Consider the following 18,677-nt stretch of genomic DNA (forward strand, 5'->3'; position numbering starts at 1 on the left):
ATGACCGACACGACCACCCGCACAGCTCTCATTCTCGCCCGAGGCTTGGGCACGCGGATGCGCGCCGTCAGCGGCGGCTCCATCATCAAGACTGACCAGGCTGCCGCTGCTGTCAGCGGCTACAAGGCCCTCATGCCCATCGGAGAGCACCGCCTCGTCGATTACTCCATGAGTGCTCTGGCGGATGCCGGCATCGAGCGCATCGTACTAGTCGTCGGTCCGAAACACGACGATTTTTCAGCACACCTACGCTCGCTCAGCCTGACTCGAATTGCCGTCGAGCTTGCCGTCCAGGTCGAGCCGCTGGGCACCGCCGACGCCGTCGTATCGGCCGCCGGGGCCATAGGTGATGAGCCCTTCCTTATGGTCAATGGCGACAACTACTACCCACCGGAGGGAATCCGGGCTCTCGCCGCCCACAAGGGCAACGCCTTGCTCGGTTTTGACCGCGCCGCTCTCGTGGCTGATTCCAACATCCCAACCGAGCGAGTGGCGTCTTTCGCACTAATATGTTCGAAAGATGGCCGGCTAATGGACATTGTCGAAAAACCAACGCCAGAGGCGGTCAGTTCTGCCGGGCCACATGCACAAATCTCGATGAACTGCTTCACCTTCATGCCAGATATCTTCGAGGCCTGCCGCCGCATCTCACCATCGCCGCGTGGTGAGTACGAGATCGTAGACGCCGTGCGCGCCCTAGATACTCCAGTGACGGTCATCGGTTGGAGCGGTCCGGTACTCGACCTGACATGCCGTGACGATATCGCGGATGTCGAAGCCCGTCTCGCCACCACTGAGGTGTTCCTATGAATGAGCACGGTATTCCCGCAGTCGCGACCTACCTCAGCAGCTCCGCCCCCGTACGCTCGGCCTGGCGCGTACCCGGGCGTATCGAGATCCTGGGCAAGCACACCGACTACGCCGGAGGACGGGTCTTGGTGGGTGCCGTCGACCGGGGAATCACCGCCTGCGCCGAACGTTCCAACAACGCGGAAGGTACCATCACGGCCACAACGACAGCCGGCGGTGAACCCGTGTCGCTGACAGCCAACGTCAACGCGGCTTTGCCAGTTGGCCACTGGGGGCACTACCTGCAGACGGTACTCGATCGGCTGACCAACAACTTCGGCGCGTCGGTACCCGCATGTCTGACAATCACCTCGGACCTGCCGCCAGCGTCAGGCATGAGTTCTTCCTCGTCGCTTGTCTGCGCGTGCACCCTCGCCCTGGCAGATCTCAACGGTTGGTCCTCCACGGAGGTGTGGAAGCGCAACAATCCCGATCGCCTGTCACTCGCCGGCTACTTAGCCAGCGTCGAGAACGGGAGAGATTGGCGCGAACTGCCAGGCACAACGGGTGTAGGAACGCAGGGAGGCAGCGAAGACCACACGGGCATACTGTGCGGAGCAAGAGACAAGTTGATCTACGCCGAGTTTGCCCCTGCGCAAATACTTCGTCTTATCACCTTTCCCTCACGGTGGTCGATCGTCGTAGGTATCAGCGGCATACTAGCTGAAAAGAGCGGCGCAGCGCTTGCGGACTACAACCGCGGTCCGGCAACGCTGCAGACAGTACTCGCGCGCTGGAACGAAGCCAATGGGCGCAGTGACGCCACACTGGCGAGCGCGGTCCGTTCACTTATCGGCGACGCCACCGGAAGTGAAGCCATAAAAGACCCACAGCTGAAAAAGCTACTTAATTTCACACAGTCAAGTTACGAGAGAGGACGCGTCGAACAATTCCTCATAGAGTCGCTAGTCCTTGTGCCCGCTGGAGCCGACGCTATCGCAGCAGCCGACTCTGACGCAATAGGAGCAATAGTCAATCGCTCGCATACCTTAGCAAACGAGCGCTTGCTCAACCAAGTCCCGGCTACAAACTCAATGGTGTCTCTGGCCCGACACATGGGTGCAATCGGGGCCTCAGCCTTCGGCGCAGGATGGGGCGGTTCAGTTTATGCCATCGTGCCGAGCGCTGATGCCTACGCCTTCGCAGACGAATGGATAGAACGGTACAGAGAAGACTACGACGCGCCTCCCTCAGCCGCAGCCTTCGTTACACGACCGGGGGACAGCGCTACACAGCTGGAGAATTATCCATAGGGGGTGTAGGAAGATCCAGCGCGCCAGAGTCCAGGTTGGTGAGACGACGTGTCTTTGAGACGACGCGGAGGTCTTAGCCCGAGCCTCTCAGGAAGCAAGCCGCCTGCGATGACTGCTATAGCACAAAGCTGGATCGCCACCAGCTTGAGGCCCCACCGCGCCACGCCACCGACACACGCGCGCCAACCGCCATCCGTCAGCCCACCAAACCCCCAAACCGGAAGAGCCATGTCGCCAATAAGCTGGCGACATCCCCCTCCCAATCGCCTGGGCATCAACCGGCGTCCTGGCGGACTGTCCGGTTGCCGAGGTCGGCGTCGAGGGTGACGCGCGTGGCCGAGGTCAACGCGATCGCCGGGCAGGCGCCGGCGCCCGGCAAGGAACCGACGCTGAGGTTGATCGTGACATCCTGTTCGGTCTCGATGACCTCCACACTCACGCCCTCGCACTGCGCGGAACCGGCCAGGAAAGTCACCTCGACCGTCCGCGGGTCCACCAGCTCCCACGAATCCCACGCCACACTGGCGGGCGAGACGAGGTCATCGCGGGGCTGAAGCACCTGGACCGATTCCGTCGCATCGTCGGCCGGCGCGGGAACGCTCGTTGACCCCGCCGTTCCAGAGTCACCGGTGGATGTGGCCTGGCCTGCGGACGAGTCCGTGCCCTTCGGACCGGTCGAGTCCGTGGAGGAGGTGGGAGAGTCCTGCGCTTGCGTGCAGCCTCCCGCGCCCATGCCTCCTGCGAGTGCGACGCCCGCGGCAAGCGCGATCCTGGTCATCGTGCGGCGTCTGATAAGCGACATGATCGCCCCCTGTGCTCGGTGGTCGGCGTCGATGCACGCCGAGTCAGTCATGGTTTGAGGCGTCCACCATCTTCTTGACATCGGTGTTGAAGTAGGGCCCCCAGTTCTGATCCGAGGAGTCCAGCCATGTGGAGGTCACCGACCGAACGTACCCCAGCCCGGTGCTGTTGTTGTACCAGGCGAGCCAGGGCCCGCCCGACGAGCCGCGCCCGAAGTCGCAGCCGGTGACCGTATCCCGATCGCTGTCGCCGCGGGTGGCGCCCCAGCATGCCCACATGCTGTAGCGGCCGTTCGGATTGCTCTTGTTGCTCGGGTAGCCGAAGATCGAGACGTCGAAGCTCTTGGAGCCGTTCCACATGAGGCCGTGTCCACCTACCGCGTCCACGATCCTTCGGTTATCGTCTCCACCGTTGTTGAGGGTAATGACACCGACGTCGTGGGACAGGTCCGCGTCGTTGATCCAAGAGTTGAATGTGCGCAGGGTACGCGCGGTCCAGATTCCCACCGGATCGGGGTCCGCGTTCCGGCCGTCGTAGGCGGGGACGAACACGACGTTCTGCGACCAGGATCCCTGGTAATACACGCAATGGCCCGCGGTAATGATCACGCGTCTGGTCGGGGTATTGAGCGCGGACGCCGAACAGTATCCGTTGTTTTTCTCGTAGCCCTCGAAGAACAATTTGCCGTTGGTGACGGAGAAGTTTGTCACCGGAGGCGCAACCACGAGAGTCTCCTCATCTGACTCCGCGGTCCGCGTTTGCAGGTCCTCGTCGAAAACGCCGGCGGCCTCCGCCTGCGCCAGCACGTCGTCGGAAGGCTGGACGGGATCGGTGGCGCCCGCCTCCCCCTCGGCGGACGCCAGCACCGACGCCTCGGCCTCGGCGAGCTGTTCGGGGTCCGCTACGACGTCGACGGGCTTAGCCTGCGCCATCCGCTCGGGCGTCCAGTAGTCGATCACGTCCTGGTTGGATTCGGCGTCGGCGTTGTCCAGCGCGGCCTCGTCCGCGAGCACCGCCTCTTGGCCGAAGCTGTTGGGCGCGACGACGGCGGTTGAAGCGGCGTCGTCATCTTCAGCAACCGGCGCGGCAGCCCCCGATGGCGCGGCCACGCCGCCCGGGGCGGGCGCGGCGGCGGTTCCGGACGTCGACGTAGCCGCGACTGCGGGGGAAACCGCCAGGACCGCAATCGCAGTCAACGACACAAACGCCGCTATCGGGGTTTTGATGGGCTTCTTTCCGGTGAGTCTCGCGTTCATGGGATCCTCCCATACCCGCCCCACGGAATCGCCTCGAGCAAATAGCGCTGCACACTTAGGCGCCAGGGCGGATATTGGATATTGCAGGGTTCAGAGGCACGACCGCGCAAGCGATCAAAACTCACGGTAATGGCATGAACACATTGAGTCAACCGCTCGCGGAGGTCCACCGCGGGCACCCGCAAACATGGCGCGGCACCTCATACGGAGGCTAAGGCGCACAGACTCCTGTCCGCGAGCATCTCAGACGGCGTCGCGAGTAACGGGGCAGGTCATGCAGTGGGCGCCGCCGCGGCCGCGCACCAGCTCGACGCCCGGGGTCTCAATGACCTCCACACCCGCCCGGCGCAGCACGTCGTTGGCGCTCTGGTTGTGGGCGTAGCCGATGACCCGCCCCGGTGCCAGGGCGACGACGTTGCAGGAGTCGCGGGACAGCTCGCGCAGCGCCTCGGCCTCGTCGGACATGTCGGGGCTGATGACCTTGAAGGCGTCCACGCCGGCGGCGCGCGCCAGCACGGCGTCCATGTCACCGCCGTCGTGGACGGTTACCCGCAGGGCGGAGTCCTTGGTGGAGCCGTGGCTGGCACCGGGCTCGATCTCCACGGTGGTGACGTCGTTGAAGCCTGAGAAGCGCAGGTAGGTGTCGGGGGCGACCATGGTCATGAGCGTGTCCAGGTGCATGACCGCGTCGAGCTCGGTGTAGAAGGCGCGGTCGGGCATGTGCACGCCGAGGACCCGGTCGGCGACGCCGTCGGCGAACAGACGGGTGGCCAGGCGCTCCACGCCCGCTGCCGACGAGCGGTGGGTCAGTCCCATGACCAGGGTGCGGTTGCCCAGCACCTGGAAGTCGCCGCCCTCAACGGTGGCCGGAGAGGCGCCGTGCGGCTCCACCCACAGCGGGCCGCGCTCCCCCGGAGCCCGCTCCGACGACGTCGACGACGGCGCACCCGGGAGCAGGGCGAGGTCGAGCCGACCGGCGAAGGCGGGGTGGAAGCGGTAGACGGCCTCGTAGTTGACGGCCTCGCGGCGGCGCGGGGCCAGCGCCATGGTGTTCACGGACACGCCGCCGTACAGCCAGGAGGAGGTGTCTCGGGTGAACAGGTGGTTGGGCAGGGGGGTGACCACGAACTGCCCTTCGAGGGTGGACAGGTAGGTGGTGGCGAACAGGGTGGCGGCGTCGGCGGGGTCCAGACGCTCGCGCAGCTCGTTGCGGGTGATGCCGGCCAGGAGGACCTCGGCGAGTTCGGCGTCGGGCAGGCCGCCCAGGAAGTCGATGAGCACCTCGGAGGTGGACACGCCTACGGCCTGCGGGCCGACCGTCTCCTCCAGGACCAGGCGGCGGGCCTCGGGGACGGCGAGGGTCTCGGTGAGCAGGTCGCGGAAGTCGTGGACGATCACGCCCTCGGCGCGCAGGATGGCGGTGAAGGCGTCGTGCTCGGCCTGGGCGCGGGCGATGTTCAGGGCGTCGTCGAATAGCAGGGAGTTGGCGTTGATCGGGGTGATGCGGGCGATCTCCTGCCCGGGCCGGTGGACGATGACCTCGCGCAGGCGGCCGGTCTCGGAGTCGACGCGGCCGCCGCCGGCTGAGCGCGGAATGACCGTGCGGTCGGCGGGATCCGGGGCCGTCTGGGGACTGGTCGTCATGAGCGTCATGGGCCCAGGCTAGCCGGGTCCAGCGGCAGCCGCGGCATGTGGGCGGCGAGGGCGGCGAGCCGGGCATGGAGCGCGCCGTCGGGGTACGCGCCTGCGCTCACGGAGCGAACGCAGGTCTGGTCACTTGCAGCCGCACAGCTCGTTGAACGAGCTTGTCCGGTTTGTGGGCGTGGCGGGTGGTGAGTGTTGCTGGCCTGGTGGGTTGGGGCTGGTGGGGATCCCGGGCACCCCGCCGTGAGGCGAAATGTCCAAAATCGGCAGTAACGGCCTGCGGGCGCGGAGCGGCCCGGCACAAAACGTTGGAATGACGCCAATCGCGATTCGCCGTCGGCGGGTATGAAGGCTGTTCCTGCCGATTTTGGACACTTTGGGCCGCCGCACGGGACTCGGCGCCAACGGCGGGTCGCGGGCCCCAGCCCACGCACCCGAGCTAACGCCGGAATCCAACGCCAACCCCGAAGCTGGAAGAACCGCTGAATGCCGGTCCGCAGCGATAGAGCACCACCGTGGGCCGACAGCGAGGGGTGTGAGCCGACGGTTCGGGCGCTCGACGGCCGTCGCCCGTCAGCCAGGCTGGTCAATCATCGAGTCCGAGTCTGCTTGCCGCGTCACCGAGAGGGAACGTCCCGGCATCACTGCTTCCGGCAACGCCGTCAGATACCGGGAACACACCCTGATCCGCCGAGGTGAGGAACACGTCCCCATCATCGGAAACCTTGACGAAGATCGCATACTCGCTACCAGACACCATCTCGACCGACTCGGCCGTACCGGTGTCCGCCGGAATCTCCAGGATGACAGCCTCATCGCTGAAACTGGGATCACTCGCAAGCACGTCACCGTGGACAACATCCCACGTCGTGTCATCCATGACACTCGTCTGGACGTCGGTCACCGAGATGCGCAGCGCATAATCCGAGGCGGCCTCCAACTCACTCAACGAGCCGTAATAGGGCGAGTCCTCCGCGGCATCATCATCGCTTGAGCCACAGGCGGTCACCGCCACCAGGCCAAGCGCGGCGCAGGCAACGACAAGGATCTTCTTCACGGAAGACATCTACAACCTCCTTGTCAGGGAACGCCACCCGGTGCAGACAAATCTACAGCAATACCTTACAAGCATGGTTGCGACACACCCCGGACTACAGTCAGCCAGGGCTCCGACGACGGGATGGTTAACGACCACCCGTACCGGCGAACAATTAAGTCTACGGTCGGCACTGTGAGAGCCGTCCACGTTGCACCGCCCGAGCACGCGCCCGCCGACACAGGAACAAGCCGCTGAACGACCTGACGAAGATCAACTGTTCGAGGAGACGCGCGCGACATACAGTGAGGTGGGGGTGTCGGCACAGCTGCCGCCCCCGACCGGAGCGTCGAAGCCAGCCCACGCGCGCGCCCGAAGGATCAACGAGGAGCCGGAAATGAAAACCACCTACCGGGCCAGGGGGAGAACGATAACGATACTGGTCGGGAGCTTTTGCCTCGTATTCACGCTTTCAGTGATCGTGCTTACGATTCTCGAGGCCATCAGCCTACGCACGGCCGCGCTCACGCCCGTTCCTTGGATAACCGCGATTCTAGGGACGTTCATTCAATGGCTTCAGCTTCGAAGGAACGACGCTAGGACATGTCGATGCACGAGCCAAACGCCCGAATTCTCTTACCTCGGGTCAGCTGAATGAAAGAACTATTTGGAGAGCTGCGGGGGTACGTTGTGTTCGTAGCCATGGTTGTCATGGTCGCGGCACCGATGTACCTAGCCCTGGCAGCAGTGACCCTTCTCGATATAGGCAGACCCAAGTACGGCGGTCTCACGCTGGTATGGCTGCCGCCGGTTCTGATGCTGGCCTGGCTGGCGGCGGTGATCCTCTGGGGTGACTTCGTTTCCAAGTCACACGTGGGCCAGTTCCTCGGCGAGGCGCTGGAACTCGTCGTGCAGGTATCTGCCATGGCGCTCATCGGGGTGCTGCTGGTGGAGCCCCTGCCCGCGGTCCTGGTGTTCGGCGCGACGGCGCTGGTCTCCTTCCTGCTGCTCTACTGGCTGTACGGGAAGATCCCCACGCCAGAAGGAGACGACCGATAGCACCCCGGTAGGCAGCAGTGACGCCGCCGGAGCGAGGCATCCGGATTGCGTAGTGGCTGGCAAGCGCGACCCTGACGAAGATCAGCCTACGATCTAACTCGCACCTTCCCTACACTGACCTGCGTAGACATCGCCCGACCGCATGTCGGCGGACGAACTCCGGGCAGGAGGACCCATGGCCACTACAGCGCAGGAGCCCGACGAGCACTGGCATCCGGCGATCCCGCTTTGGGCCATGGTTTCGGGGAGGGCCTTCATGGCGCTGGTCGAAGGCATTGCCCTCGCGATCGTCGTCGGAACCTGGTCAGCGTTGACGCATGCAGGTTTGAATGCGGATCGCGCCATTGCGTTCGCCATCGTGGCGGCCGCGATACGGGAGACGCTCGGGGGAACCGCGTCGAGACTGATCATGCGAGCCAAGCGCTCGCAGGACCCCGAGGGCCCCACTTTGGCCGTAGTATCGTTCGTCTTTCCAGCGGCGGCGGGCGCAATCTCTGCCGCACTTCTCGCGCCCGCCTCGGTGCTCCACCTCACCCTGGCGACCTGGATCTTCTATTCGGTCATCATCATTACGCTCGACAAGCCCTGGGACACCACCCTCAACCACAAGGAAATGATGAAGCGCGGCCGCCAAGTGCGCTTGATGACACGCGAACACTTCGCCGAGGAGATTCAGGACGGCCGCTTGAGTTTCTCGGAAATCGACGATGAAGGCTACTACGTTGACGAAGATGGCAAGCGGATCGAAGAAGACGACTGAGCCAAGCAGAAACAGGCTTAGATTCACCTGCTTTGCATTGATGACAGCCCTCGTAGTTACACCAGTAACCACTAGCCCAGCAAACCGGACTCCACCTCCCTGGTGCACGCTTTTACCGTCATCCTGGTTGTGCCAACGACAATGACTCGAGTATTTCACCCACTGGCGCCGACACAGGTCAGACCCCTGTCTCTAGCTCTGATCACAGCCATCATACTGGCGTTAGACTTGCATACGCTTATCACATCACGTGACCCTATCTCCGCGTGGTGGGAGGCACTCCAGGTTGCCGCTTTCATCGCCTACATACGAAGCGAACGCATTGGCGTACTGATATTCACAGCCACTCTCGCCACGACGCTTTTGCTCCCTGACGCATACCTCGTTTGGACACCAGTTCTCGCCTACGTGGTGGTAATTGATCTCATTGCGCGGCGACGAGCACTCGTCGCCGTCGCGGTCTTCCTCACCGTCCACATCGCCCAACTCCCCTGGGCAGATACACCCGCAGACGTTCTTACCCCAATGGCGCTCTGGGCCGGCATCTGCACGGGCGTGGGGCTGCTGCTCCAATGGGCTGGCGGGCGCATGCATGCGCTAGAGCGGGAGCCAAGGCGTCCCGCGAGGCAGCCGATGCGCTCAACCGCCAACTGCGGCATGACATCGCCGACATCCTGCACGACGACCTCGCCGCAGACCTGACTCACCTCCTGATCCTGACCCGCCAGCTGCGAGAGGCGGTCCCGGAGCACGACTCCGAGGCCGCCGCCGTCGAGGCGAACGCACGGAAGTCCCTAGGCCACCTGCGCGCACTCATCGACAACCTCGCGACGCCCCCGCATTCCGAAGCCGAAGAACCCGCCATCCCCGAACTCGTCGCCACCAGCAGGAAGGCACTCGCTCAGCGCTCCATCACCCTTGATGCGGACTTGGACAATACCGAACGTCTTCTCGCGCAATACGGGCGCGAGGCAAGCAGATTGCTTGCGGCACTCATTCGTGAGTGCACCGTCAATGCGCTGAAGTACAGCGACGACGACGATCTGCTTTCGCTGGTCGTCGAGCCGACTGAGGAACAGCTGGCGATCACCTTCACCGCGCCGTGGCGCGACCGCGAGGTCCCCGCCGAGCTGCACGGCGGACACGGCCTGTCCACCTTGGCGAGCCGCTTCAAGAAGGCCGGTGGCGAGCTCGTCGCCAGTCGGGTAGGTGACTCCTGGACCGTCCTGGCAACAATCCCGATCGCCCCGGTCCCCGATCACACCGGCGTTACCCGTCCCACCGAACTACCGGAACACACTGGAGCGTCCCATGTCTGACGGCACCCCGTCGCTGCGGATCATGATCGTGGACGATGATCCACTCATCCGCACCGTATTCGCCGAGCAGATCGATGCGCAGCCACCCGTCGCCGTCGTCGCCACCGCCGAGGATGGAATGACTGCCCTAGACCTGCTCAGCCGCGCCAACCTGGACATCGATGCGGCCCTCGTCGACATCGACATGCCCGGACTGAGCGGCCCCCACACCGCGCGCGCGATCATTCAGAACCATCCCGCATCGCCGTCGTCATGTTCACCGTGTTTCGGCGCGAGGACTCCCTCCGGGACGCCCTCGCCGAGGGAGTCAGCGGCTTCATCACCAAGGACGAACCACCGGAGGCGGTTGCCCACGCCCTGGTGCGTGCCGCCCGGGGCGAGCCCGTCATGTCATCCCGCCCCACCGAGCTGCTCGTCGAGGCCTACCGGGTGCAGCAGGACCGGAGCGATGCCGTGCGGCAGGCGCAGGCCGCCGTCGAGAAGTTGCCGCCGCACCTCCAGGCGGTCCACGCCTGCCTGCTGAAAGGGTTGACCAACAAGCGGATAGCGACTCGCCTGAACCTCTCGCAAAACACGGTCCGCCTCTACGTGTCGGATGTGCTCCGCGAGCTCGGCTACAACTCGCGTACCGAACTCATGGCCGCCTACATCACCGGCTGACAGGATCGGTACGCCGCACCCTTACCCTGTGTGCATGAGCCAGACGTCCTCAACCGCACCATCGCCCCACCCGCTGCCGCAGCGGGTCTCGGAGATCTTCGACCCCCTCCGCTGGCGCAACGTCGACGGATTCAGCAACCGCGGCGACGGCCCGGGCGCGCTCACCGACGTCACCTACCACCGCGGCTGCGAGCGCGACGCCGACGGCGCGTGGGTGCGTGACCTGCCGGTGGTGCGGGTGGCACTGGACCGGCCCGAGCTGCGCAACGCCTTCCGCCCGCACACCGTCGACGAGTTGTACCGGGTGTTGGACCACGCGCGCATGAGCGGCGACATCGGCGCCGTCATCCTCACCGGCAACGGCCCCTCCCCCAAGGACGGCGGCTGGGGCTTCTGCTCCGGCGGAGACCAGCGGGTGCGCGGCCGGGACGGCTACCTGTACGAGAAGGCGGACGACGACGCCGAGCATGCCTCCCCCGTTAGCGACGCCGTGCCCGCGGACAACCACGACGCCGCCGTCGCCGCCCAGCGCGAGCGCCTGGACGCCGCCCGGGCGGGCCGACTGCACGTCCTGGAGGTGCAGCGGCTGATCCGCACCATGCCCAAGGTCGTCATCGCGGCCGTCTCCGGCTGGGCGGCCGGCGGCGGCCACTCCCTGAACGTGGTCTGCGACCTGTCGCTTGCCTCCGCCGAGCACGCCCGCTTCAAGCAGACCGACGCCGACGTCGGCTCCTTCGACGCCGGCTACGGCTCCGCCCTGCTCGCCCGGCAGGTCGGGGACAAGCGGGCCCGCGAGATCTTCTTCCTGGCCCGCACCTACGACGCCGCCACCGCCGAGCACTGGGGCGTGGTCAACGAGGCCGTCCCGCACGCCGAGCTGGAGCAGCGGGCCCTGGAGTACGCGCGTATCGTGGCCGGCAAGTCGCCACAGGCGATCCGCATGCTCAAGTACGCCTTCAACCTGGCCGACGACGGCCTGGCCGGCCAGCAGGTATTCGCCGGGGAGGCCACCCGGCTGGCCTATATGACCGACGAGGCCGCCGAGGGGCGTGATGCGTTCCTGGAGCGCCGCGAGCCGGACTGGTCGCCCTTCCCCTACTACTTCTGAGCGTCCTTGTCCGGCTCCGCGGCCGCCTGGCGGCGGTGCTGCGCCGCATCCTCGCGCGCTCGCTCACAGGCCGCCCATACCTCGTCCAGCCGGGCCTCAACGGCGCGGCGCGCGACGGCAGGGTCGTCGTATCGTTTCATGTTCTCCAGCCCGCGCATGCGCACACGGCCGAACGCGGCGTTGTAAACGGCACGATGGTGCGGGCGTCTGACCAAACGCCGCCTTTCGACCATGATCAGTTCCTCGCGCCGCCGCGGCCAGGGCAGGTAGTCCCTGGCGATGTGCATGCCCCGTTCAGTCACCTGCACGGTCCGGGGAAACAGCAGAAAACGGTGGGAGCCGTACCAGGCGGCTCCAAGCGCCGCGAAGTAGCACAACAGTATGAGGGCCCCTGTGGCCGCCATGTCCACAATGACAAAGATCGCGAAGAACGCCAGCGCCAGCCGCAGACCGCATACTAGGCACACCGCCAGCACCGCGCACACAACACCCAGCGCGGTTCCGCCGCGCTCATCGTCCTTTTGGTAGTAGATCACGGACTCACCCTATGTGCTCTCCAGAGGTGTGTTGGCGAGTTCGGCACCCGCCGCTCCCGCCGGGTCGCTTGGACACCGGCACTGGAGCGTGAAATCGTTGCGCCGACCCCGAGGAGCGAGCGCCGCAGGCGCCCCCTCATCATCATCGCGGCGTCCCCGCCGCAATACCCGGAGGTTCCCATGCCCACCTGGATCACCCGCCTGCTCGGATCGACCGAGCCGTCCCGCCGTCGCCTTGGCGTGGCCACGCTCGTCGGCCTCATCGCCGGCACCTTCTCCGCCCTGGTCAAGTTCGGTTGGGAGGTGCCCTTCCCGCCGCGTACGCCCGGAATCCGCTCCGACACGAACCCGCCGCAGGCGATGCTGGAGTGGTTCGGCATGTCCCCGGAGACCTCGCACCTGACGATCACGTTCTCCAACAACGAGCTGCCGATCATGTCCTTCATCGTGCACTTCAGCTTCGCGATCGTCTTCGGCCTGATCTACTGCATCGCCGCCGAGTACTTTCCGCGCATCAAGCTGTGGCAAGGCGCCGTCTTCGGTGTCTTCGTGTACGTGGGCGCGCACGTGATCGTCATGCCGCTGCTGGGTTGGGCCCCCAACCCCTTCCCCTGGATCGACGGCGCCCAGACCTGGTCGGAGCACTTCTCGGAGTTCTTCGGCCACATCGTGTGGATGTGGTCTATTGAAATCGTGCGCCGAGACCTGCGCAACCGGATCACCCATGAGCCCGACGCCGAGGTCGCCCTGGAGGCCGCCGCGCGCTGATCGCTCAGTTCCCGACGACGGCGCCCGCCCCGACTCTTCTGCCGGGGCGGGCGCCGTCGTGGTTCCCTCAGCGCCCCAGCAGCGCGAGGATGTGACGACGCAGCCGTTGGAACTCGGGGGCGGCCTCGTCGCTCCCCAGCCCCGCGGGGACGCGGATGTCCTCCACCACGTGCGCGGGCCGCTCGGACAGCACGATCACGCGGTTGGACAGACGCAGCGCCTCCTCCACGTCGTGGGTGACCAGCACTGCGGTGAAGCCCTGCGAGGCCCACAGCGAGGCGATCTCGTCCTGCAGGGTCAGCCGGGTGAGCGCGTCGAGCTTGCCGAAGGGCTCGTCGAGCAGAAACAGGCGGGGCCGGTTGACCAGGGCTCGGGCCAGGGCCGCGCGCTGGGCCATGCCACCGGACAGGGTGGTCGGGTAGCGTCGGCGAAGTCGCGCAGCCCCACCACCTGCAGCGCCGCCTCCACTCGCCGCGGCTCCACGCGTCCACGAGCCTGCGGTCCCAGGGCGACGTTCTCCCGCACCGTGCGCCAGGGCAGCAGCGTGGCGTCCTGGAAGGCCAGAGCGCGCTCGGGTGCGGTGCCGGTCACGGCCTCGCCATCAACGACGACGCTTCCCCGGCTGGGGGTCTCCAGGCCGGACAGCAGCCGCAGGATCGTGGACTTGCCACAGCCGGACTGCCCCACCAGGGAGACGAACTCCCCCGGGGCGATGTCCAGGTCGATGTGGTCCAGCACCGCCAATTGCTGCGGCTTGGCGGCCTCGGCCTCATGCCGGGCCCGGGCGGCCGGGGAGAACAGGCGCATAAGCGCCGGCACCCAGCCGTGGTCGACGTCGTGGCGCAGCGGATAGCGGTGGCTGATGCCGGCCAGGCTCACCCGTGCCCCGCGGGAGGCGGGGACGGCACCGGTGGCGGGGGTGCCCGCGGCGTCCGCCTGCGTTGATGCTGAAGTCGAAGAAGCAGCCATGACCTACCACCTCACCAGGTTCTGCTGCCAGGCCAGCAGCGAGGAGCGCAACTTGAAAAGCAGGATCATTAGGGCGCGGCAGAAGACGATGAGCACGGTCAGGCCCACGTACATGCGCGGGTAGTCGGCCCAGCCTTTGACCCAGTTGATGTACCAGGCGAGCCCCTGGTCGACGCCGACCAGCTCCGCGGTCATCAGCGCAGCCAGGCTCGTGCCCAGGCCCGTGAACAGTCCGGTGAGCATGTCCGGCAGGGCCGCCGGGATGGCGATGCGCCGCACCAGGAAGGCCCCGTTCGCCCCCAGGGTGCGGGCCACGTCGAAGTAGGAGCGCGGCACGGCGCGCACGCCGGCGCGCGTCATGGTGGCCATGGGGAACCACGCCCCGAAGGCGACGATGAAGGCGGCCGAGGCGTACGTCGTCGGCAGGATGAGCACCGCCAGAGGCAGTAACGAGGCCGCGGGCACCGGCCCGATCGTCTGCAGCAGCGGGTGCAGCCAGTAGTCGGCCCGCCGCGACCAGCCCATGAGCAGCCCGGTGGCAAAGCCCAGCAGGGAGCCGACGGCGTAGCCGGTCAGGAACAACAGGGCGGAGGAGCCCAGGCAGCGCGCCAACAGCGTCCAGTCGCCGAGGAAGGCCTCGATGAGCACCTCCGGGGCCACGAAGTAGGGCGGGTCCAGCAGCCCGGACTTGACCGTGGTCAGCTGCCAGACGATGAACCAGGCCCCGAAGAAGATGATCCAGGCAGCCGGTGCGCCAGCGCCCCCGCAGCAGCGGACCCGGGGCGTGCCAGGCGGCCGCCGTCCACAGGCCCAGCGTTACGATCCAGACGCGACCAGGGCCAGCAGCGGCGCCGTCGCGGCGGTACGCGCGCCGGCCGCGTCGGGCACTGCCGCGACGACGGCCAGGTACCCGGCCCAGATGACCAGCCCCAACCCGGCGAGCCGGGACAGGCGGGCGCGCCGATCCGCATCCTCAGAGGGGTGCGGCGCCGCGGAACGGGCGGGCGCCGTCGTGGGGGTGCCGGTCGAGGTCGATGTCGCGGCGGAGGTGGGCCGTTCCGCCGCGACGGTCGTATGGGACGCGGCGCTCATCGGTTGATTCCCAGGTCGGCGTAGACGGTGTCGGCGAGCTCGCCGGCGTCGATGCTGGAGTCGATGTAGCCGGTGAGCTTGAAGTCCTCGATGCCCGGCTCGATGGCCTCCCGGAAGCGGGTGGCCGAGGCCTCCCAGCCGTAGGTCTCCAGCACCTGCTCGATGAGGGACTGGTCGGCGGCCACGTAGTTGTTGTCGACCTCGATCTTGGCGATCTCCTTGCGGTTGGCCTCGGAGGCGGCCAGGTAGTCCGAGCCCTTCAACCACGCCTCGGTCAGTGCCTTGGCGTCCTCGGGACGCTTGGCCACGAAGTCGCCGTTCAGAGCCACGGAGCAGCAGAAGGGCTCCTGCTCATTGGACTCGATCACGTGCGCGGTGCCGTTGAATACGGGCAGCAGCGGGGCCGGGTCGGAGCCCATGATGGCGTCGACGTCGCCGTTGGTCAGACGGGTGCCCAGGGAGTCCTCGTCGATGGTGGTCCAGGTGATGTCGCCGTGCTCGGGGTCCACGTCGATGCCCGCCTTGGCCAGGCCGATCGAGAAGTAGGCGAAGGCCGAGGAGGACAGTGAAGGAACGCCGATGGTGGCACCCTTCAGGTCCGCATAGGAGGTGATCGGGGAGTCGTTGTTGACCACCAACTCCAGGCAGCCGGAGTGGAAGCCCGCGGTCAGCCTGGCGTTGATGCCGTTGTAGATGGGCTCCAGCCAGGAGAAGAAGATCCCGGGGGCACCGATGTACTTGCCGGCGCTGACGGCATCCTTGGTGTCCTCGGTGCGCTGGGTGCGGGCCAGGGTGACGTTCAGGCCCGCGTCATCGAAGTAGCCTGGTGATAGGCGGCGTACAGCGGGGCGGCGCAGATGTCGCCGCCGATGACCAGCGGCAGCGGCTCAGCGGCGCCGACGACGCCGGAGTTGGTGCGGCGCAGCGTAAGCCAGGCCCCACCGCCGACGGCGGCCGCGGCGGCGAGCCCGCCGACGGTGAGCAGGCGGCGACGGGTAAAGCGCGAGGTTTTGGAGGACTCTGCGGCGTCGGTGTCGTCTGCGGCGAGGATGTCGGCGGCGTTCTCGGCGGTGACGTCGCCGGCCTGGGGATCAGCGGTGCCGCCGGCCTGGGGTTCGGGGGTCGAGTCGGGCGTGTGCTCGGGGTTGTTGACGGGGTTGGAGGGAGTGGACATGGGGGTTCTCCTCAAGGCGCATCGACGTGATCGTTGCGCGGCTGCGGACGGAAATGGCGTTGTCCGAAAGGGAGAATCGCTGTCAGGCACAGGCGGACGGCGGCAGCAATGGCTCGTCCCAAGGTTTCCGCGGCGCTCGATCCAGGTCGGGTTTGCGCCCCGGCGGGGCCTCCGAATGATGCAGAAGTCGCGCGGAGTTGAGTTGGGGTTGAGTCGGGCTAGCGGCGGGCGTCGCGCCTCACGGACAGGGTCAGCGTGCCTGACAGCACCGACACATGCACACCTGACACATGACCGCGAGCGCCTGGGCGCTGCCAGCGGTCCGGGTCATCAGGTGAGTGTCAGCCATGTCCTGGACGCTAGCCCTCGCGATCCGAGCCGTGCAAACTGTCGGGCCGAACTCCGGCGGATCTCACACCAGCGCGACCAGGACGACGGCCAGGACGATGCCGTAGGCCAGCTCGTACAGACCGGCGTCGCGCAGCGCGGGGATCAGCGCCCGGCCGGTGGCCCCGGCCAGCACCGGCCGCAGCGTGCGAGCAGCCATGGCGGTAAGCACCACGAGCAGCACCGCGACGAGGGCGAGCAGCCTCCACACCGAGCCCGGTTCCACCGCCCGCGCAGCCAGGTCGAAACGCGCCCAGACCAGCGCCAAGACCGCCATGACCACCGGGGCGCACACCATGACCACGAAGGCCCGCCGCGCGCCGCGCTCCCCCAGGCGCACCGCCAGTGTGCGCTTGCCGTGCTGCGGATCGGTGTCGATGTCCCGCAGATTGTTGACCATCAGCAGGGAGCAGGCGATCAGGCCGATCCCGCTCGCGGCCAGCCACACCCACCCGGGCACGCTCCCGGTCTGCACGTACACGGTGCCGCCGGTGGCCATGAGCCCGAAGAAGATGAATACGAAGACCTCGCCGAGTCCCATGTAGCCGTATGGGTGGGAGCCGCCGGTGTAGAACCAGGCGGCCGCGACCGCGGCGGCGCCGGCTGCCACCAACCACCACTGGCCGGAGAGCGCCACGAGGGCCAGTCCGAACAGCGCGCCAAGGCCGAAACACCCGAAGGCCGCGTACTTCACGCGGCGCGGAGCGACCTGGCCGGAGGCGGTGAGCCGGGGCGGACCGGTGCGGTCATCATCGGTGCCGCGCACGCCATCGGAGTAGTCGTTGGCCAGGTTGGAGCCGATCTGCAGCGCCAGGGCCACGCCCGCGGCCAGCAGGGTGCGCACCAGCGAGAAACCGCCCAGGGCCGCGGCGGCACCGGCGCCGAGAATGACCGGGGCGACGGCAGCGGGCAGTGTGCGCAGGCGCACGACCTCCATCCAACTGGTGGCGGCCGGGCCCGTGGGGCTCTGACCACCGCGCCGTGTGGATCGGTTGCCTTCCGACGCCTGCCGCTCGCTCATGGTTTCCTTTCTCGGGTACGGGCAGAGCCTACTCGCAGAGCAAAGTGTCACAATCTGCACCACTTTCCCAAGTGGACCGCTCGCGCCACACCAGGAAAACCCCGTAATCACACGGGTCAAGAGGCGAGCCGTGGTTACGGGGACGGGGAAAGTGGTGCATTTCGTGTCACCGCGTCGGCCGTTCCGGGGCATCGCCTTGCCCCAGAGGGTGCTCGAAGCCCTAGCGTTCAAAGTTTGGATGCGGACCCCTGAGACCCGCATTGCCTCCCGTTCCCGATTCGTGATTCTGCGGGCCGTCGGTTATGGTGAAGCGTCGTCAACCCATCCGGAGGCTCTCTTATGACCAACGGCCCTGCGCCCAACCAGCAGTCCCCGTATACCGACAACGGCGGACGGCAGCGCAGCTACGACGTGCCGACCTGGCGCAAGGTCGCCTACTACGGCGGAGCCGTGCTCCAGGGCGTGGGCCTGCTCTTGTTCTTCAGTGTCTTCGTCGTCGGCTTCACCGGCTTTTCCGCGTTCGGCGCTTCGGACACGGGCGAGAGCATCGGCCGCGTATTCCAGTTCTTTCCCCTCTCATTCGTGGGTTTCATCCTGATCGGGATCGGCCAGTGGATCCGGCGCGTCGGCAAGGAGGGCCTGGCGGGTTCCGGCGTGGTGCTGTCACCCCAGGGCGAGGCCCGCGACGCCGAGCCGTGGAAGCGGTCGGAAGGCGCCCAGGATCAAATGCGGCTCGAGGAGGTTCCCACCCTGCAAACGGCGCTGGGCGGCTCCGCCAAAACCGCGTCGCCGGCAGAGGTGGTCCGGCTGCGCTGCCGCTCCTGCGGTTATTTGGAGACCGAGGACGCCACCTTCTGCTCCCAGTGCGGCCAGCGGATCTGAGATCGTTCCGGCGGTCTGCCCCGCAAGAACCTCAACCCGGTCGGACCACGCTAGCGACGAGCTAGAACCCGGCTTGATTCCGCGGCGCCGAGCCACTGTTCAT

The 18,677-nt window shown here is 66.7% G+C and carries 19 protein-coding genes and 2 pseudogenes; 10 read left to right on the top strand and 11 right to left on the bottom strand.

Annotated features, from left to right (window positions below; genetic code table 11):
- Positions 1 to 810: a nucleotidyltransferase family protein gene (locus tag BW737_RS00885; protein ID WP_086615342.1), complete on the top strand. Its 810-nt coding sequence runs from the start codon at positions 1 to 3 to the stop codon at positions 808 to 810.
- Positions 807 to 2,102, top strand: a complete 1,296-nt coding sequence (locus BW737_RS00890; protein ID WP_086615343.1) for a galactokinase family protein — start codon at positions 807 to 809, stop codon at positions 2,100 to 2,102. The genes BW737_RS00885 and BW737_RS00890 overlap by 4 nt, the downstream gene beginning before the upstream one ends.
- A 274-nt stretch (positions 2,103 to 2,376) precedes the next feature.
- Here BW737_RS00890 and BW737_RS16490 read toward each other — a convergent pair whose 3' ends face one another.
- From BW737_RS16490 to BW737_RS00910, 4 genes are all read right to left on the bottom strand, one after another.
- On the bottom strand, positions 2,377 to 2,955 hold the full coding sequence (locus tag BW737_RS16490; protein WP_218961721.1) for a hypothetical protein: 579 nt from the start codon (positions 2,953 to 2,955) through the stop codon (positions 2,377 to 2,379).
- Positions 2,948 to 4,159: a trypsin-like serine peptidase gene (locus BW737_RS00900; protein WP_257210319.1), complete on the bottom strand. Its 1,212-nt coding sequence runs from the start codon at positions 4,157 to 4,159 to the stop codon at positions 2,948 to 2,950. Before BW737_RS00900 ends, BW737_RS16490 begins: the two co-directional genes overlap by 8 nt.
- 243 nt (positions 4,160 to 4,402) lie before the next feature.
- Positions 4,403 to 5,812, bottom strand: a complete 1,410-nt coding sequence (locus BW737_RS00905) for an arginine deiminase (protein ID WP_257210320.1) — start codon at positions 5,810 to 5,812, stop codon at positions 4,403 to 4,405.
- A 577-nt stretch (positions 5,813 to 6,389) separates the two neighbouring features.
- Positions 6,390 to 6,869 carry a hypothetical protein gene (locus tag BW737_RS00910; RefSeq protein ID WP_086615344.1) on the bottom strand — a complete coding sequence of 160 codons (480 nt, stop codon included), beginning with the start codon at positions 6,867 to 6,869 and terminating at the stop codon, positions 6,390 to 6,392.
- Between the two features lie 624 nt (positions 6,870 to 7,493).
- Between BW737_RS00910 and BW737_RS00915 the strand changes: the two genes are divergently transcribed.
- The 6 genes and pseudogenes from BW737_RS00915 (at position 7,494) to BW737_RS00935 (ending at position 11,745) form a co-directional block, all read left to right on the top strand.
- The gene (locus tag BW737_RS00915) at positions 7,494 to 7,898 is read left to right on the top strand and encodes a hypothetical protein (RefSeq protein WP_143233209.1); all 405 of its coding nucleotides are present in this window, start codon (positions 7,494 to 7,496) and stop codon (positions 7,896 to 7,898) included.
- A gap of 175 nt (positions 7,899 to 8,073) precedes the next feature.
- Positions 8,074 to 8,658 (top strand): hypothetical protein, encoded by a 585-nt coding sequence (locus BW737_RS00920; protein WP_086615346.1) that lies wholly within the window; start codon positions 8,074 to 8,076, stop codon positions 8,656 to 8,658.
- Between the two features lie 572 nt (positions 8,659 to 9,230).
- Complete coding sequence (locus BW737_RS00925; protein WP_086615347.1) at positions 9,231 to 9,977, top strand: sensor histidine kinase; 747 nt, start codon at positions 9,231 to 9,233, stop codon at positions 9,975 to 9,977.
- Between the two features lie 22 nt (positions 9,978 to 9,999).
- A pseudogene (locus BW737_RS17225) lies at positions 10,000 to 10,158 on the top strand (response regulator transcription factor); the annotation flags it as partial.
- A 71-nt stretch (positions 10,159 to 10,229) separates the two neighbouring features.
- Positions 10,230 to 10,637 carry a LuxR C-terminal-related transcriptional regulator gene (locus tag BW737_RS17230; protein ID WP_257210321.1) on the top strand — a complete coding sequence of 136 codons (408 nt, stop codon included), beginning with the start codon at positions 10,230 to 10,232 and terminating at the stop codon, positions 10,635 to 10,637.
- 34 nt (positions 10,638 to 10,671) lie between these two features.
- Complete coding sequence (locus tag BW737_RS00935; RefSeq protein ID WP_086615348.1) at positions 10,672 to 11,745, top strand: 1,4-dihydroxy-2-naphthoyl-CoA synthase; 1,074 nt, start codon at positions 10,672 to 10,674, stop codon at positions 11,743 to 11,745.
- Here the strand turns inward: BW737_RS00935 and BW737_RS00940 are convergent.
- Complete coding sequence (locus tag BW737_RS00940; RefSeq protein WP_086615349.1) at positions 11,736 to 12,281, bottom strand: hypothetical protein; 546 nt, start codon at positions 12,279 to 12,281, stop codon at positions 11,736 to 11,738. The genes BW737_RS00935 and BW737_RS00940 overlap by 10 nt on opposite strands.
- Positions 12,282 to 12,461: 180 nt before the next feature.
- On the opposite strand from BW737_RS00940, the gene BW737_RS00945 reads away from it, so the two are divergent.
- On the top strand, positions 12,462 to 13,049 hold the full coding sequence (locus BW737_RS00945; protein ID WP_086615350.1) for a YagU family protein: 588 nt from the start codon (positions 12,462 to 12,464) through the stop codon (positions 13,047 to 13,049).
- Between the two features lie 67 nt (positions 13,050 to 13,116).
- On the opposite strand, the pseudogene BW737_RS00950 reads toward BW737_RS00945, so the two are convergent.
- From BW737_RS00950 to BW737_RS00965, 6 genes and pseudogenes are all read right to left on the bottom strand, one after another.
- Positions 13,117 to 14,018 (bottom strand): annotated as a pseudogene (locus BW737_RS00950) (ABC transporter ATP-binding protein).
- 3 nt (positions 14,019 to 14,021) lie between these two features.
- Positions 14,022 to 14,678: an ABC transporter permease gene (locus BW737_RS17235; protein WP_257210322.1), complete on the bottom strand. Its 657-nt coding sequence runs from the start codon at positions 14,676 to 14,678 to the stop codon at positions 14,022 to 14,024.
- Between the two features lie 156 nt (positions 14,679 to 14,834).
- Positions 14,835 to 15,110: a hypothetical protein gene (locus BW737_RS17240; protein ID WP_257210323.1), complete on the bottom strand. Its 276-nt coding sequence runs from the start codon at positions 15,108 to 15,110 to the stop codon at positions 14,835 to 14,837.
- Entirely contained in the window at positions 15,107 to 15,967 is an 861-nt protein-coding gene (locus BW737_RS00960; RefSeq protein WP_338063824.1) for an ABC transporter substrate-binding protein, read from the bottom strand. Before BW737_RS00960 ends, BW737_RS17240 begins: the two co-directional genes overlap by 4 nt.
- On the bottom strand, positions 15,910 to 16,284 hold the full coding sequence (locus BW737_RS19245; RefSeq protein WP_338063818.1) for a hypothetical protein: 375 nt from the start codon (positions 16,282 to 16,284) through the stop codon (positions 15,910 to 15,912). The genes BW737_RS00960 and BW737_RS19245 overlap by 58 nt, the downstream gene beginning before the upstream one ends.
- 412 nt (positions 16,285 to 16,696) lie before the next feature.
- Positions 16,697 to 17,692 (bottom strand): 1,4-dihydroxy-2-naphthoate polyprenyltransferase, encoded by a 996-nt coding sequence (locus tag BW737_RS00965; RefSeq protein ID WP_086615351.1) that lies wholly within the window; start codon positions 17,690 to 17,692, stop codon positions 16,697 to 16,699.
- A gap of 339 nt (positions 17,693 to 18,031) precedes the next feature.
- Here BW737_RS00965 and BW737_RS00970 point away from each other — a divergent pair, with 339 nt between their 5' ends.
- A complete protein-coding gene (locus BW737_RS00970) occupies positions 18,032 to 18,574 on the top strand; it encodes a hypothetical protein (RefSeq protein WP_086615352.1) in 543 nt (180 codons plus the stop codon).
- Positions 18,575 to 18,677: the final 103 nt, after the last annotated feature.

This window comes from Actinomyces ruminis (assembly GCF_002154335.2).
Lineage (GTDB): Bacteria > Actinomycetota > Actinomycetes > Actinomycetales > Actinomycetaceae > Actinomyces > Actinomyces ruminis.

Bases quoted from the DNA above. Each gene is read 5' to 3' on its own strand.
- BW737_RS00885 (WP_086615342.1), top strand. From the start codon at position 1: ATGACCGACACGACCACCCGCACAGCTCTCATTCTCGCCCGAGGCTTG.
- BW737_RS00890 (WP_086615343.1), top strand. From the start codon at position 807: ATGAATGAGCACGGTATTCCCGCAGTCGCGACCTACCTCAGCAGCTCC.
- BW737_RS16490 (WP_218961721.1), bottom strand. From the start codon at position 2,955: ATGACTGACTCGGCGTGCATCGACGCCGACCACCGAGCACAGGGGGCG.
- BW737_RS00900 (WP_257210319.1), bottom strand. From the start codon at position 4,159: ATGAACGCGAGACTCACCGGAAAGAAGCCCATCAAAACCCCGATAGCG.
- BW737_RS00905 (WP_257210320.1), bottom strand. From the start codon at position 5,812: ATGACGCTCATGACGACCAGTCCCCAGACGGCCCCGGATCCCGCCGAC.
- BW737_RS00910 (WP_086615344.1), bottom strand. From the start codon at position 6,869: ATGTCTTCCGTGAAGAAGATCCTTGTCGTTGCCTGCGCCGCGCTTGGC.
- BW737_RS00915 (WP_143233209.1), top strand. From the start codon at position 7,494: ATGAAAGAACTATTTGGAGAGCTGCGGGGGTACGTTGTGTTCGTAGCC.
- BW737_RS00920 (WP_086615346.1), top strand. From the start codon at position 8,074: ATGGCCACTACAGCGCAGGAGCCCGACGAGCACTGGCATCCGGCGATC.
- BW737_RS00925 (WP_086615347.1), top strand. From the start codon at position 9,231: ATGGGCTGGCGGGCGCATGCATGCGCTAGAGCGGGAGCCAAGGCGTCC.
- BW737_RS17230 (WP_257210321.1), top strand. From the start codon at position 10,230: ATGTTCACCGTGTTTCGGCGCGAGGACTCCCTCCGGGACGCCCTCGCC.
- BW737_RS00935 (WP_086615348.1), top strand. From the start codon at position 10,672: ATGAGCCAGACGTCCTCAACCGCACCATCGCCCCACCCGCTGCCGCAG.
- BW737_RS00945 (WP_086615350.1), top strand. From the start codon at position 12,462: ATGCCCACCTGGATCACCCGCCTGCTCGGATCGACCGAGCCGTCCCGC.
- BW737_RS17240 (WP_257210323.1), bottom strand. From the start codon at position 15,110: ATGAGCGCCGCGTCCCATACGACCGTCGCGGCGGAACGGCCCACCTCC.
- BW737_RS19245 (WP_338063818.1), bottom strand. From the start codon at position 16,284: ATGTCCACTCCCTCCAACCCCGTCAACAACCCCGAGCACACGCCCGAC.
- BW737_RS00965 (WP_086615351.1), bottom strand. From the start codon at position 17,692: ATGAGCGAGCGGCAGGCGTCGGAAGGCAACCGATCCACACGGCGCGGT.
- BW737_RS00970 (WP_086615352.1), top strand. From the start codon at position 18,032: ATGACCAACGGCCCTGCGCCCAACCAGCAGTCCCCGTATACCGACAAC.